General features: G+C 61.7%; 12 protein-coding genes. 7 read left to right on the forward strand and 5 right to left on the reverse strand.

What is annotated here, in order from left to right:
- Positions 1 to 5 precede the first annotated feature (5 nt).
- Positions 6 to 557 (reverse strand): LbetaH domain-containing protein, encoded by a 552-nt coding sequence (locus H045_RS00800; RefSeq protein WP_004372345.1) that lies wholly within the window; start codon positions 555 to 557, stop codon positions 6 to 8.
- Positions 558 to 567: 10 nt separating this feature from the next.
- The gene (locus H045_RS00805; RefSeq protein WP_169895115.1) at positions 568 to 1563 is read right to left on the reverse strand and encodes a hypothetical protein; all 996 of its coding nucleotides are present in this window, start codon (positions 1561 to 1563) and stop codon (positions 568 to 570) included.
- Positions 1564 to 1824: 261 nt separating this feature from the next.
- Here H045_RS00805 and H045_RS00810 point away from each other — a divergent pair, with 261 nt between their 5' ends.
- Entirely contained in the window at positions 1825 to 2130 is a 306-nt protein-coding gene (locus H045_RS00810; protein ID WP_004372341.1) for a DUF6388 family protein, read from the forward strand.
- A 50-nt stretch (positions 2131 to 2180) separates the two neighbouring features.
- Here the strand turns inward: H045_RS00810 and nadC are convergent, their stop codons facing one another.
- Positions 2181 to 3029: a carboxylating nicotinate-nucleotide diphosphorylase gene (gene nadC, locus H045_RS00815; protein ID WP_015371149.1), complete on the reverse strand. Its 849-nt coding sequence runs from the start codon at positions 3027 to 3029 to the stop codon at positions 2181 to 2183.
- Between the two features lie 234 nt (positions 3030 to 3263).
- Here nadC and H045_RS00820 point away from each other — a divergent pair, with 234 nt between their 5' ends.
- The 4 genes from H045_RS00820 to H045_RS00835 all read left to right on the forward strand — a co-directional run bounded on the left by H045_RS00820 (position 3264) and on the right by H045_RS00835 (position 7974).
- The gene (locus H045_RS00820; RefSeq protein ID WP_015371150.1) at positions 3264 to 5414 is read left to right on the forward strand and encodes a DUF1631 domain-containing protein; all 2151 of its coding nucleotides are present in this window, start codon (positions 3264 to 3266) and stop codon (positions 5412 to 5414) included.
- Between the two features lie 75 nt (positions 5415 to 5489).
- On the forward strand, positions 5490 to 6053 hold the full coding sequence (ampD, locus tag H045_RS00825) for a 1,6-anhydro-N-acetylmuramyl-L-alanine amidase AmpD (RefSeq protein WP_004372336.1): 564 nt from the start codon (positions 5490 to 5492) through the stop codon (positions 6051 to 6053).
- Positions 6050 to 6886, forward strand: coding sequence for a regulatory signaling modulator protein AmpE (gene ampE / locus H045_RS00830; protein WP_015371151.1), 837 nt, complete (start codon positions 6050 to 6052; stop codon positions 6884 to 6886). The genes ampD and ampE overlap by 4 nt, the downstream gene beginning before the upstream one ends.
- 650 nt (positions 6887 to 7536) lie before the next feature.
- Positions 7537 to 7974, forward strand: coding sequence for a hypothetical protein (locus H045_RS00835; RefSeq protein ID WP_004372330.1), 438 nt, complete (start codon positions 7537 to 7539; stop codon positions 7972 to 7974).
- Here the strand turns inward: H045_RS00835 and H045_RS00840 are convergent.
- Positions 7921 to 8697, reverse strand: coding sequence for a TatD family hydrolase (locus H045_RS00840; RefSeq protein ID WP_015371154.1), 777 nt, complete (start codon positions 8695 to 8697; stop codon positions 7921 to 7923). The genes H045_RS00835 and H045_RS00840 overlap by 54 nt on opposite strands.
- Before the next feature lie 2 nt (positions 8698 to 8699).
- Positions 8700 to 9695 (reverse strand): catabolite repressor/activator, encoded by a 996-nt coding sequence (cra, locus tag H045_RS00845; RefSeq protein ID WP_004372326.1) that lies wholly within the window; start codon positions 9693 to 9695, stop codon positions 8700 to 8702.
- Positions 9696 to 9989: 294 nt separating this feature from the next.
- Here cra and ptsP point away from each other — a divergent pair, with 294 nt between their 5' ends.
- Positions 9990 to 12848, forward strand: a complete 2859-nt coding sequence (ptsP, locus tag H045_RS00850; RefSeq protein WP_015371155.1) for a phosphoenolpyruvate--protein phosphotransferase — start codon at positions 9990 to 9992, stop codon at positions 12846 to 12848.
- The gene (gene pfkB, locus H045_RS00855) at positions 12849 to 13769 is read left to right on the forward strand and encodes a 1-phosphofructokinase (RefSeq protein WP_004372322.1); all 921 of its coding nucleotides are present in this window, start codon (positions 12849 to 12851) and stop codon (positions 13767 to 13769) included. It begins immediately after the preceding gene.
- Position 13770: the final 1 nt, after the last annotated feature.

The following is a 13770-nucleotide window of genomic DNA, read 5'->3' on the forward strand; positions in this document are numbered from 1 at the left end:
CGTGTTCAAACGTCCCGATAGTACTTGGCTGGTATGCCAAACCACACCTGGTTGTCGGGCACATCCTTGCGCACCTGAGAGCACGCGCCAATCTCGGCATTTTCCCCAATGGTCACAGACGGCATGATCACGACGCTGGCGCCGAAGCGTGAGCCTTTCTTGAGCGTGCCTACGCATTTTTCGTCATTTTTGGTGAGGTCGGGCGTATCGGTGACCACGAATGCATATTTCATCACCACATCATCTTCAACAATGGTGTTGGCGGAGAGTGTGCCGCGACTGCCCATCAGTACGCGGTTGCCCAACTGACAGTTGTCTCGAATTTCACAGTAGGAAGTGAATGAGCAATCATCCCCAATCACTGCATTGCGACCAATTTTCGTATAGGTGCCGATTTTTGTATGCCTGCCGATTTTGGCGCCTTTGAGCACCATGGCATAGTCTTCGATCACAGCACCTTCCTTGATTTCAACATCATCTTCAATGATGCAGAACCGGCCGATCACAACACCATCGCCTATTACCGCCTTGTCTGAAACGATTGAGTAATTGTTCATTTCGATACTTTTAGTTTTCCAATGATTTTGGGACACCCGACAGATCGTCAGTTGCCGACTTCACCGTTTTGGCTGGCATGCCCATCACCAAAAGTCCGGGCTCCTCAATGTGTTTCACCACCACGGCTCCGGCACCAACCACCGTGCGCTCGGCTATGCGCGTCTGTGGTCTTACGATAGCACCCGATCCAAGAAAGCACTGATTGCCGAGTGTGACGTTGCCAGCAATCGATACGTTATTGGCAAAGTGACACTCGTCGCCGATCAATGAGCCATGACCAATCTTGCTGCCGTGTGCGATGACGCACCCCTGGCCAACGGTGGTTGTCTCGTTGACCGAGCCACGTACCACGGTCACATCGGTACCGAGGAAGGTGCCTTGCATGATTCGGGTGTAGCCGATCTGCGGCTGAACCACTCTTTGGCGCGTGGTCGGGTCCCAGATCCAGGCCGCCCCCGTTGCGCCGACGGTGGAGTGCGATTCAATGGTGACATCTTCTTCGATGGTGGTTCCGCGCATCACGGTCACGTGGGAGTGAAGGTTGGCACCTGCCTTCACAACACAGTCCTCCAGTACGCAGAAAGGTCCTATGTAAGCCGCAGGGTCGACTTCGCAATCCTCGCCAATAACGGCGGTGGGGTGGATGCCCTGAATTTTTTTTCGGTCTGGCACCATGGCTTCCATCAGGCGATAAAACACCAACTGTGGATGATCGACCTGGAGTATTACATTGCCTTCGCCGCACACATCGGCCCCTTCGCGCAGGACTATTGAATGGGTTATCGGCGGCGGCTGGCCAATGCCCGGCGCCAAAAAATAAATCCCGCCTTGCTCTATCTGACGCAGGCTCTTGAATGCAAAGGCGCTTTGAGCAGCGGTGCCATGGGCGACGAAGGCGATACCCATTTGCTGTAGCTGTTGCTGGACCTGCGCAAGCGAGAAGGTTTTCGGGGGGGTGGGCAAATGCATTCTCCACGTAGGGATGTTGGCTCGATCGTCACTCATGAAACGTCAGGCAGTCAACGAACGAATGAGGTTTCTCCCGTCACCTTCTGAGGGTGGCGATCTTTCGGCAGAGTGCCTATTATCGTTCAGCGTATCGGGCTGAGCGTCCGATGCGCGAACTGACTCAACGGCAATATTGTTTTCAGCTGATCCAAGAATGGTTCTGAAGGCCAGACGAGCAGGTATTCACGCCTGCTCTTTCGTATCTGCGCAACCTTGATGACCCAGATGCATCCCCATTCCCAGATCTGAGAGAACACCATGACCACGACTGAACTGACCCAGGAAGCCCGGCACGAAGAAGCCCTCAAAAAATACCTTGAGGCCACGCCGCAGCTCAAAGAAGAGATCAAGGACCTGAGTGCTGATGATCAGCGCGACCAGATCCAGTGGGCATTCGAGGATGAGGCCGAGAGCCAGAATCTCCAGCCTTGGGAGCTGACCCTTAAGTACACCTCGACACCGGAAGAATTCGAAACCGCACGCCTGGCCTTGCACAAAGAGGCGGCCGAGGTGCTGGGTGTCGAATGGGACGAGTACTGCGAGATGAACAACTTGGTCGTCTGAACCCGAACCTTTGCAGGAGCAAGCTTGCTCGCTCCTGCATTAATCCGGTGTCAGATACTCAGTCGCATCGACAAGTCCACCGCCTTCACATCCTTGGTCATCGCACCGATAGAAATGTAGTCCACCCCGGTTTCGGCGATGGGCAGCAAGGTGCTTTCGTTGATCCCGCCGCTCGCTTCCAGCCTGGCTTTGCCGCCGTTCAGGCGCACCGCTTCACGCATGTCGTCCAGGCTCAATTCATCGAGCATGATGATATCGGCCCCGGCATCGAGTGCTTCGCGCAATTCTTCCAGGCTTTCCACTTCAATTTCCACTGGCTTGCCCGGCGCGATTTTGTGCGCGGCGGCAACCGCTTGGCTAATGCCGCCGCAGGCCGCGATATGGTTTTCCTTGATCAGGAACGCGTCGTACAGACCCATGCGGTGGTTATGGCAGCCGCCACAGGTCACCGCATACTTCTGCGCCAAGCGCAGGCCCGGCAGGGTTTTGCGTGTGTCGAGCAACTTGACCTGGGTGCTGGCGACGAAGTCGGCCAGGTACTGGGCACGCGTGGCAACGCCTGACAGCAGTTGCAGAAAATTCAGTGCGCACCGTTCACCGCTGAGCAGCGAGCGGGCAGGGCCTTCGAGGTGGAACAGCACCTGATTGGGGCTGACACGCTCGCCATCGGCCACCTGCCAATGCACGGCGACCCGCGGATCCAGTTGGCGAAACACGGCATCCACCCAGGCCGTGCCACTGATAACCGCTGCGTCGCGGGTGATGATCGTGGCTTTCGCCAGCCGTTCAGCCGGGATCAACTGCGCGGTGATGTCGCCACTGCCGATGTCTTCCAGCAGTGCGCGGCGCACGTTGGCTTCGATTTCGGCAGCGATGTCGGCAAGACGGAGATTCGGCATAACAGGCTCCACAAACAATGTGCGCCGATTATAGGGGCACTGCGTGGCCGAACCCACCGCCACCTGCTCTTTTGCCGGTGAAACTCAGAGTTTGCTGGCGTAACGGCCCCTGTTTGCAAGATAATCCCGCGCCTTGCAATTGGCGTCATAGCTTTGACGTCCCGGTGATAATCGGATATCGGCGGCGCCCGCCTGATCGTCCCACCCCCTACACCGCCGTTTCAGGAGGCCAGGATGCACAATGACGGAAAGGTGGTGTCCATCAACAGGGCACAGGCTACGCCATCGCCGCTGGCGCGCCTGCCGGTGGTGTTGCTGCAGGTTCGCGACAAGGCTGCCCAACAGTTGCAACAGGGCTTGCAGGAGCTGTTTGATAACGCCGACGACACCTTGTTCGAAATGGCCGACAAGGCCCGCAATAACGCGGATCACCATATCTTTTTCGAGGCCATGCGCGACCTGCGGCTCAAGCGCAAGAATTTCGAACGCGCCTTCATGGCGCAACTGTTCCAGGCCTTCGCCCACCTCGGCCAAGCGGGCAGCGGTGAGCCGAAAATGGTCCCGCTGGTGTCCTACGATTCGCTGCCAGTCACCACCGACGATGCCCGCGAAAAAGCCGTGGCGCTCGAGGCGATGCTCGGCCGGGTGCGGCACCGCGATGGCCTGGCCCTGGGGCAATTGACTGCTCGTCTGAACGCCCTGCTTGGCAAGCAACTGGACGAGCGGGAAAACCCCTTGGGCCCGGCCCTGTTGTGCGAATTTTTCCTGCGCGCCGGGCGCAGCCTCGGTGTGGAAATCCGCGTCAAGCTGATCATGCTCAAGCTGTTTGAAAAATACGTGCTCAGCGACGCCGATCTGTTGTACGGCGAGGCCAATCAGTTGCTGGTGGCGACCGGCGTTTTACCTGAACTCAAGAGCGCGCCTTCCCGTCGCCGTGTTGGATGTGTGGCGAGCGAACCTGCACCGCCAGGCAGCTTGCCAGGCACCGACCAGACCCTGGATGAAAACGGTCAGCAGGACTTCGCCGCGCTGCAGCAGATGCTCGCGGCCGTGCGCGGCAGTGTGGCGCCCACTCTGGAAGCCAGCGCTGAACCCCAGCCGATTGCCACCCGCGACTTGCTGCGCCTGCTTTCCCATCTGCAGCAATACGTCCCGGAACCCCAGGCCGAGGATGACTTCGACCTGCGTAACCAGCTTGAACAACTATTGACCCGCGTCAGCGTCAAGAGCGGCAAGTCCCGCGTGGTGGAGGACGCCGACGAAGACGTGATCAACCTGGTCGCCCTGCTGTTCGAATTCATGCTCAAGGACCCTGCGGTGCCTGAAGCCTGCAAGGCGTTGATTGCGCGTTTGCAGATCCCTTTGCTGAAGGTGGCGTTGCTGGACAAACGTCTTTTCAGTTGCGCCAGTCATCCCGCGCGGCAGTTGCTCAATGAAATCGCCGTCTCGGCCCTGGGCTGGAACCCGTGCGAGGATTATCAGCGCGACAGTCTGTACCTGCGCATCGAACACGTCGTGCAGTGCCTGCTCAATGAATACGTCGACGACCCGGCGATTTTTTCCCGGTTGCTGGCGCAGTTCAGCGCATCGTGCGCCGAGGAGCAGCGGCGCAGCGAGTTGATTGAACAACACACCCGTGACGCTGAGGATGGGCGCATTCGTGCCGATGCGGCGCGTCAACACGTGGCTGACGTGCTTGACCGAAGGCTGCTGGGCAAGGTGTTGCCGCAGGCCGTGGTGCAGTTTCTGCAACAGGCCTGGAGCCAGGTGTTGTTATTGGCCAGCCTCAAGCATGGTGAGCAGTCGGTGCAGTGGCAGGCGGGGCTGCGCACCATGGACGAGCTGATCTGGAGCGTCAGCCTGCAGCACGACAGCGAGGCCGGTCGGCATCTGGTGGAGCAACTGCCGGGGTTGCTCAAGGCATTGCGTGACGGCCTGACCAGCGCAGCGGTCGATCCCTTCGACGCGCGCGATTTCTTTGTGCGCCTGCAAACGTTGCATCTGCAACCGGCGGAGGGTGTCGAGGCGCTGATTGAGGTGTGCGAGCCATGTGTGCTCGGCCCCGGTGCAGTCGATGCCTGCGAAGACCTGGCGGCGGACGATCCTGATCTGCTCAAAGCGCTGCAGCTGCGAATTGGCGGCTGGGTCGAGTTACAGGATGAGCGGCCAGCCCCCCTGCGCTGCAAGCTGCTGGCGATCATGGCACCTGTGGGTAGCTACGTGTTCGTCAACCGCTCGGGGCTCAAGGTCATGGAGAAAAGCGTCGGCCAACTGGCCCTTGCGTTCAAGCGTGGCGCTCTGCACCCGTTGGATGATGGCCCGCTGTTCGAGCGTGCGTTGACGGCAGTGACCGGCAAACTGCGCCAACTCAATCGCGGCAAGTGATCGCAACGGCAGGGTGGAACGCGGCATACTGGCCACAATTAGTCACGTTCACTTAGTCACGTTCAAGGATCCTGCATGCAACTGGACCCCGCCAGTGGTTGGTGCCAGGGCATTGGTCACTGCCCTTCGCCCAACTTCAACGAGCGCCCCTCAGGCGAAATCTCACTGCTGGTGGTGCATAACATCAGTTTGCCTCCGGCGCAGTTCGGCACTGGCAAGGTACAGGCGTTTTTTCAGAATCGCCTGGATGTCACGGAACATCCCTACTTTGAGGGGATTGCCGACTTACGCGTGTCTGCGCACTTTCTGATTGAGCGCGACGGTGCAGTGACGCAGTTTGTGTCCTGCCTCGACCGCGCCTGGCATGCCGGTGTCTCAAGCTTTGAGGGGCGAGAGACGTGCAATGACTTTTCCCTGGGCATCGAGCTGGAAGGCACGGACGACCTGGCGTACACCGATACCCAGTATGCATCGCTGATAGAGCTGACGAGCCAGTTGCTGGCGGCTTACCCGGGCATCACCCCTCAACGTATTTGTGGTCACAGCGACATCGCGCCGGGACGCAAGACCGACCCGGGCCCTGCATTTGATTGGACGCGCTTTCGTCGCGCCCTGGAGCAAGGAGAACACGCACAATGAGTTTTCTGGTGTTGGTATTGGCCGTGTGGATCGAAAAGTTCTCGGCGTTGCGCCAGCGGTTGCAGCGTGATGGCGGTTGGTTGCGCGAGCTGGCCAGGCTGGAAGCGAGCCCGCGGCTCGGCAAGCAGCCCTGGCTGGTCCTGGCCGTGCTGGTGCTGTTGCCGGTGGTATTGCTGGCGTTGCTATTGCTGGTGCTGGAGCCCGTGGCGTACGGCCTGCTGGCATTGCCGGTGCATTTGCTGGTGCTGATTTACAGCCTTGGGCGTGGCGATCTGCTCACGGCACTCGGTCCGTTTCGTGATGCCTGGCGGCGCGGCGATTTGCAGGCCGCCGAACACGTGGCCGAGCGCGACCTGAACGTGGCTGCCGACAGCGGTGAGCAGTTGCTGGAACGCGTCCAGGCCCACCTGCTATGGCAGGCCTACCAGAGCTTTTTTGCGGTGATTTTCTGGTATTTCCTGCTGGGCCCGGTCGCGGCACTGGCTTATCGCCTGCTGGCCCTGGCCAATGAACACAGCCAGAACCCCCAGGTGGCCGAGCGCTCCGGGCAACTGCGGCATGCATTCGACTGGGTGCCCGTGCGCCTTTTGGCCGCGAGCTTTGCCCTCGTAGGCAACTTCGTCGCGGTTGGCCGCGTGATGCTGCACGAACTGCTGAACTGGGACATCAGCGCCGCGCAACTGGTGGAAAAGGTCGGCCTGGCCGCCGCTGAAATCCCGCCGCCGGTCGTCGGGGCGGAAGGCATCAACAGCCTGGATCGCCTGTGGGAATTGCTGCTGCGTGCCGCCGTGCTCTGGTATGCCGGCTTCGCCATCTGGACCGTGTTGCCTTGATCAATTGCTTCTTTGGGTGGGGCATGAGCTGAGTCAGTCAACCACATTGCTGTGGCGAGCGGGCTTGCCTTAATGCCGCTCAGTTAAGCGCAGATTCCCCGTGGCGAGCAGGCTTGTCCTGCGTTGGGCTGCGCACCAAAACCAGGCGCTGAGCCGTATCAGGTAAACCGCGTTTTGCTGGATTGGGGGCGCTTCGCACCCCAACGCCGTTCAGTTAAGCCAGCGTGTTTGACGGGGCGCCTCAGATCAAGATCAAGAGCGCGGTGGCCTGAGAGCCGACCGGAATGGGGAATGTGAACGCGATCAAATGTGGGAGCGGGCTTGCCCGCGAAGGCGTCGGCCCAGCAAACATTGAGGTCGACTGACCCACCGCTTCCGCGGGCAAGTCGCAGCGCCGCTCCCAGAGGGGATTTACGCTTAACTGAACGGCATTAGGGCAAGCCCGCTCGCCACAGGGGCTCTGTTTGCTGCGTGACAAAGCCAGGTCGAAGGCTTGGCGGCGCGTTCCATATTTTGTATGTGAGAGAAGGTTGTAGGGTGTTTCGTTCGCGGTTGTGGTGCATATCCTGATTTCCTCGCGTGGCGCTTTCTGCCGACGTGGATGAGTGAGAATTCATATCATTCACTCACGTTCCAATGGAGGCACGACGATGACGGCTGCAATCGGCATCAAGGGGCACTGCGCCCATTGCGACATCACCTTTGAACTCAAGCCCTGGCAACTGAACGCCATCGCGATCCAGGAGCCTTTCGACTGCCCGTATTGCCAGCGCATTCTGCACCTGAGTTGCCCCAGGCAGTTGCGCAGGTTCAAGGCCCTGGACCACTGGGCCCTGATGCGGCCGGGCATGATTGTGCTGACCTGTGCCACGCTGATCGCGGCGCAGGTAGCGCAATGGATCGGGTTCATCGGCCTCATCGAGCAACTGAGCGTATCGCTGGGCGCGGCGCTGGTGCACGTGCTGGTGTTGCGTCATGTCCGTTACCGGCAGCAGATGACCCTGGAGCTGCAAGTGGTCAACCCGGCCCACGTGCTACCAATTGAACAGCTCGCGCGCATTGCGTGTGCTCGTCTCAGCCAGCACTAGGGGGCTGATGCCCATGCGCTCTGCCAAATCAGTACATATGGCAGGCAAGTGCTGCGGGCTGTTGCGCTGGCCCGGGTACATGGCCGGCGCCATATCCGGCGAATCCGTCTCCAGCACCATGGCCTCCAGCGGCAATTGAGCAAGCACCCTGTGCATGCGCAGGGCCTGGGGCCAGGTGGCGGCCCCGCCCAGGCCGAGTTTGAAGCCCAGCTTGATGTATTCGCGTGCTTCTTCCAGGCTGCCGGCAAACGCGTGAATGATGCCGCCCCGTGACAGGCGGATACGCTTGAGCGTGGCGATAACGGCGGCATGGCTGCGACGCACATGCACCAGCGCCGGTAACCGGAAGTCCTCGGCCAACTTCAACTGGGCCTCGAACAGCGGTTGCTGGCGCTCGCGGTTCAGCTCTTGAAGAAAGTAATCCAGACCTATCTCGCCCACGGCGCACAATTGCCGATGGCCGTGCAGGCGTGTCAGCCAGTCGCCAAGTTCAGTCAGGTCGGCAGGGCGATGTTGCTCCAGGTACACCGGATGCAGGCCGAAGGCGGCGAACAGGCCTTCATCCGCCTGCACCAACGTCCACACCCGCTGCCAGTTCTGCCGATACACCCCGAGCACCACCATGCGCTGCACGCCAAGCTGTCGGCTATGAGCGAGCACTTCACTACGGTCGGCGTCAAATTCCGGAAAATCCAGGTGGGTGTGGGTGTCGATCAGCTCCACGCTCAGGCCTCGTGAATGCGCTGCTTGAAGGTGCGGCCAATGGCGTGCACGCCGGGCTGGTAGTGTTCCTCTTCGATGGCGGCCAGGGCCAGGCTCAACGCCGCGTCGGCGATCAACTGATGTTGCTGGGCCATGGCATTGACCGGCAGCGGCAGGAAGTCCAGCAGTTGGGTGTCACCAAAGGTGCCCAGGCGCAACGGTTGCGACTTGAGCGGGTAATCGTGCAGCGCATCGAACACGCCTTGCAGCAGCACGTAGGACGTCGTCACCAGCGCGTCAGGCAAATGCCCCAGGCGTTGCAGCAGTTGCTCCATCAACTGTCGGCCGCATTCACGGCTGAAAGCCTCGCCCTGTTCAACAATCACCTCGCCGGTAAAGTCTTGCAGCGCCTGGTGAAAGCCTGCGGCGCGTTCCTGGCTGATGCTCAGCTCGGGCCGCGCGCCGATCAGCGCAATCTGCCCGGGCAGCGGTCGCAGCAGACTGCTGGTCAGTTGCTGGCACGCCTGGCGGTCGTCGCTGACCACCGAACAGAACTGCCCGGCTTCCATGACCCGGTCGATGGCAATCACCGGCAGGCCCTTGGCTTGCAGTTCGCGGTAACTGTCATCGCCTGCCGGCAGGCAACTGGCGACGAACAGCGCATCGCAGCGCCGCGCGCGAAACAGTTGCAGCAGTTGACGCTCGCTGTCGGCGTCATCGTCGGAGCTGGCAATCAGCAATTGATAGCCACGCGCCCGCGCGCCTTGCTCCAGCAGCTTGGCGATGCGTGCGTAACTGGGGTTTTCCAGGTCCGGCAAGATAAAGCCCAAGGTGCGCGTATGCCGACTGCGCAGCCCTGCGGCCTGGGGGTTGGGCGTAAAACCATGGGCTTGCACCACGGCACGCACCCGCTCGACCGTTGCACTGCTGATGCGTTGCTGTTCGGCTTTGCCGTTGATGACATAGCTGGCGGTGGTCACTGACACACCGGCCAGACGTGCGATATCGCTGAGTTTCAAAGCGGGATTTCCTTGTTTTTTGGAGCTTGCCCCGACATTTTGTCCAATCGTAACCGATTCCTGCATGCGACTAATGTCCAAGCTCAAGTGCCGAGTGGTCCTTCAAGCTTGCGCAATTAACGCGTAATCTGCCATAAATTCTAGATTAAACGTTTCAGCCAGCGTATTTTTACGACGTTCGCGACTGACTGGCTACTGCCAATTGACCATCAGCCGTTTAGTTCATAAACACGCTTACACTGTTTTATTCAAAACAATACCTAGTGCGTTGCGCGCACTAACTAGGAGAACGGCATGCTTGAGCTCACTGTAGAGCAGATATCCATGGGCCAATCGGCTGTGGATAAATCTGCTGCCTTGCAACTGCTCGCTGACACACTGGTGACCGACGGCCTGGTCGCCGAGGGCTACCTCAGTGGCCTGCAAGCCCGTGAAGCCCAAGGCTCGACCTTCCTCGGCCAAGGCATCGCCATTCCCCACGGCACGCCGGAAACCCGCGATCAGGTATTTTCCACCGGCGTGCGCCTGCTTCAGTTCCCCGAAGGGGTGGATTGGGGCGACGGCCAGATCGTCTACCTGGCGATCGGCATTGCCGCCAAGTCCGATGAACACCTGCGCCTGCTGCAACTCTTGACCCGCGCCCTCGGTGAAACCGACCTGGGCCAGGCGCTGCGCCGCGCTGAAAGCGCCGAAGCGCTGTTGAAACTGTTGCAAGGCGCGCCGCAGGAACTGGCGCTGGACGCCCAGATGATCAGCCTGGGCGTGTCCGCCGATGATTTTGAAGAGCTGGTATGGCGCGGCGCACGCCTGCTGCGCCAGGCCGACTGCGTGAGCAATGGTTTCGCCGCTGTGCTGCAGCAGGTCGAAGCGCTGCCCCTGGGCGATGGCCTGTGGTGGCTGCACAGCGAACAAACGGTGAAAAGCCCGGGCCTGGCGTTCGTCACCCCGGACAAACCCATGCGCTACCTTGGCCAGCCGCTCAATGGCCTGTTCTGCCTGGCGAGCCTGGGCGAAGCGCATCAGGCCTTGCTCGAACGCCTGTGTGCCTTGTTGATCGAAGGACGTGGCCAGGAATTGGGCCGCGCCACAAGCAGCCGCGCGGTGCTCGAAGTGCTCGGCGGCGAACTGCCGCCGGACTGGCCCAACGCGCGCGTCACCCTGGCCAACGCTCACGGCCTGCACGCGCGTCCGGCGAAGATCCTCGCGCAATTGGCAAAAAGCTTTGACGGCGATATCCGCCTGCGCATCGTCGATGGGCCGGTGGGCGCCGTGTCGGCCAAAAGCCTGAGCAAGCTGCTCAGCCTCGGCGCGCGTCGCGGTCAGGTGCTGGAGTTTGTCGCCGAACCCACCATTGCCGGCGACGCCTTGCCCGCCCTGTTGGCCGCCGTCGAGCAGGGCCTCGGCGAAGAGGTCGAACCGCTGCCGACGGTGAGCGAGCAGCTCACACCCGTCGAGATCGAACCCGTCATCAGCGCGCCGCTTGCCGGCAGCCAGAGCCAGGCCATCGCTGCCGCGCCGGGCATCGCCATCGGTCCTGCGCATGTCCAGGTGCAACAGGTGTTTGATTACCCGCTGCGCGGCGAGTCCTGTGCCATTGAGCGTCAGCGCCTGCAGGATGCGCTGGCCGATGTGCGCCGCGACATCCAGGGCCTGATCGAGCGCAGCCAGGCCAAGGCGATCCGCGAGATTTTCATCACCCACCAGGAAATGCTCGACGACCCGGAACTCACCGATGACGTCGACACGCGCCTCAAGCAGGGCGAAAGCGCGCAGGCGGCGTGGATGAGCGTGATCGAAAGCGCTGCCAAACAGCAGGAGTCGCTGCAGGATGCCTTGCTCGCCGAGCGCGCCGCCGACCTGCGCGACATCGGCCGCCGAGTGCTGGCGCAACTGTGCGGCGTCGAAAGCGCCCAGGAGCCGAGCGAGCCTTACATTCTGGTGATGGACGAAGTCGGCCCTTCGGACGTCGCGCGCCTGGACCCGGCTCGCGTGGCCGGCATCCTCACCGCCCGCGGTGGCGCCACGGCCCACAGCGCCATCGTCGCCCGTGCCCTCGGTATTCCCGCGTTGGTCGGCGCCGGGCCGGCCGTGTTGCTGCTGGCTGCGGGCACACCGTTGCTGCTCGATGGCCAGCGCGGTCGCCTGCACGTCGACCCCGATGCCGCTACGCTGCAACGTGCCACCGTGGAGCGCGACACCCGTGAGCAGCGTCTGCAAGCCGCTTCGGCTCAGCGCCACGAGTCGGCGCGCACCCGCGACGGTCATTCGGTGGAAGTGTTCGCCAACATCGGCGAAAGCGCCGGCGTGGCCAGCGCGGTGGAGCAGGGCGCCGAAGGCATCGGCCTGCTGCGTACCGAACTGATTTTCATGGCCCACTCGCAAGCCCCGGACGAAGCCACTCAAGAAGCCGAATACCGTCGCGTGCTGGACGGCCTCGACGGTCGCCCGCTGGTGGTGCGCACCCTGGATGTGGGCGGCGACAAACCGCTGCCGTATTGGCCGATTGCCGAAGAAGAAAACCCCTTCCTCGGCGTACGCGGTATTCGTCTGACCCTGCAACGCCCGCAGATCATGGAAGCGCAACTGCGCGCCCTGTTGCGCTCGGCGGACAACCGCCCGCTGCGCATCATGTTCCCTATGGTCGGCAGCGTCGATGAGTGGCGCGCGGCCCGTGACATGACCGAGCGCCTGCGCCTGGAAATCCCGGTGGCCGACTTGCAGTTGGGCATCATGATCGAAGTGCCGTCGGCTGCGCTGCTGGCGCCGGTACTTGCCAAGGAAGTCGACTTCTTCAGCGTCGGCACCAACGACCTCACCCAGTACACCCTGGCCATCGACCGTGGCCACCCGACGCTGTCCGCCCAGGCTGACGGCCTGCACCCGGCCGTTTTGCAACTGATCGACATCACCGTGCGCGCGGCTCATGCCCACGGCAAATGGGTGGGTGTGTGCGGCGAACTGGCCGCCGACCCGTTGGCTGTGCCGGTGCTGGTGGGGCTGGGGGTGGACGAGTTGAGCGTGTCGGCCCGCAGCATTCCTGAAGTCAAAGCGCGGGTGCGTGAATTCAGCTTGAGCGAGGCCCAAAGCCTGGCGCAAAAAGCACTGGCGGTGGGTTCGCCCGCCGAAGTGCGAGCCTTAGTGGAGGCCGTGTAAATGGCGAAGATTCTGACCCTGACGCTGAACCCGGCGTTGGACCTCACGGTACAGCTGCCGCGCCTTGAGCCGGGGGAGGTCAACCGCAGCGAAAACATGCTCACCCATGCGGCGGGCAAGGGCGTGAACGTCGCCCAAGTGCTGGCCGATCTGGGCCATCAGTTGAGCGTGAGTGGCTTTCTCGGCGACGCCAACCCGCAGGCCTTCGATGCGCTGATCAGCCGCCGTGGGTTCGTCGACGCATTCGTGCGCGTGCCGGGCGAAACCCGCAGCAATATCAAGATTGCCGAACACAATGGCCGCGTCACCGATATCAATGCACCGGGGCCGCAGGTGACCGAGCAGGCGCAAGCACAACTGCTCGCACTGCTGGCAGAGATCGGCCCCCGGTTCGACGCGGTGGTGGTCGCCGGCAGCTTGCCGCGCGGCGTCAGCCCGCAGTGGTTTCAGGCGTTGCTGGAGACGCTCAAGGCGCAAGGCTTGAAAATCGCCCTCGACACCAGCGGCGAAGCCCTGAGCGCCGGGCTCCAGGCCGGACCCTGGCTGGTCAAGCCCAATACCGAAGAACTGGCCGAAGCCCTGGGCGATGCCCCGGATGCCATCAGCCGTTTGCATCAGCTGGGTGTGGAACATGTGGTGGTGTCCGACGGTGCTGCAGGCGTGAGTTGGTACCGCCCCGGCGGCGCCCTGCACGCCACGCCGCCCAACGTAACGGTGGCCAGTACCGTGGGCGCCGGTGATTCGCTGCTGGCCGGGATGCTCCACGGTCTGCTCAGTGGCGATACGCCGGAACAGACCCTGAGCCGCGCCACGGCGATTGCCGCGATGGCGGTGACGCAGGTCGGTTTCGGCATCAGCGACCACGCACAGCTGGATATTTTGCAGAGCGGCGTCCAAGTGCGCGCGCTGACAGAACAATAAG

Origin of the sequence: Pseudomonas poae RE*1-1-14 (genome assembly GCF_000336465.1) — a bacterium.
Lineage (GTDB): Bacteria > Pseudomonadota > Gammaproteobacteria > Pseudomonadales > Pseudomonadaceae > Aquipseudomonas > Aquipseudomonas poae.

Excerpts from the sequence above, each read along its gene's own strand:
- pfkB (WP_004372322.1), top strand. The coding sequence starts at position 12,849 with ATGGCGAAGATTCTGACCCTGACGCTGAACCCGGCGTTGGACCTCACG.
- H045_RS00820 (WP_015371150.1), top strand. The coding sequence starts at position 3,264 with ATGCACAATGACGGAAAGGTGGTGTCCATCAACAGGGCACAGGCTACG.
- ampD (WP_004372336.1), top strand. The coding sequence starts at position 5,490 with ATGCAACTGGACCCCGCCAGTGGTTGGTGCCAGGGCATTGGTCACTGC.
- H045_RS00835 (WP_004372330.1), top strand. The coding sequence starts at position 7,537 with ATGACGGCTGCAATCGGCATCAAGGGGCACTGCGCCCATTGCGACATC.
- ampE (WP_015371151.1), top strand. The coding sequence starts at position 6,050 with ATGAGTTTTCTGGTGTTGGTATTGGCCGTGTGGATCGAAAAGTTCTCG.
- H045_RS00805 (WP_169895115.1), bottom strand. The coding sequence starts at position 1,563 with ATGAGTGACGATCGAGCCAACATCCCTACGTGGAGAATGCATTTGCCC.
- H045_RS00810 (WP_004372341.1), top strand. The coding sequence starts at position 1,825 with ATGACCACGACTGAACTGACCCAGGAAGCCCGGCACGAAGAAGCCCTC.
- ptsP (WP_015371155.1), top strand. The coding sequence starts at position 9,990 with ATGCTTGAGCTCACTGTAGAGCAGATATCCATGGGCCAATCGGCTGTG.
- H045_RS00800 (WP_004372345.1), bottom strand. The coding sequence starts at position 557 with ATGAACAATTACTCAATCGTTTCAGACAAGGCGGTAATAGGCGATGGT.
- nadC (WP_015371149.1), bottom strand. The coding sequence starts at position 3,029 with ATGCCGAATCTCCGTCTTGCCGACATCGCTGCCGAAATCGAAGCCAAC.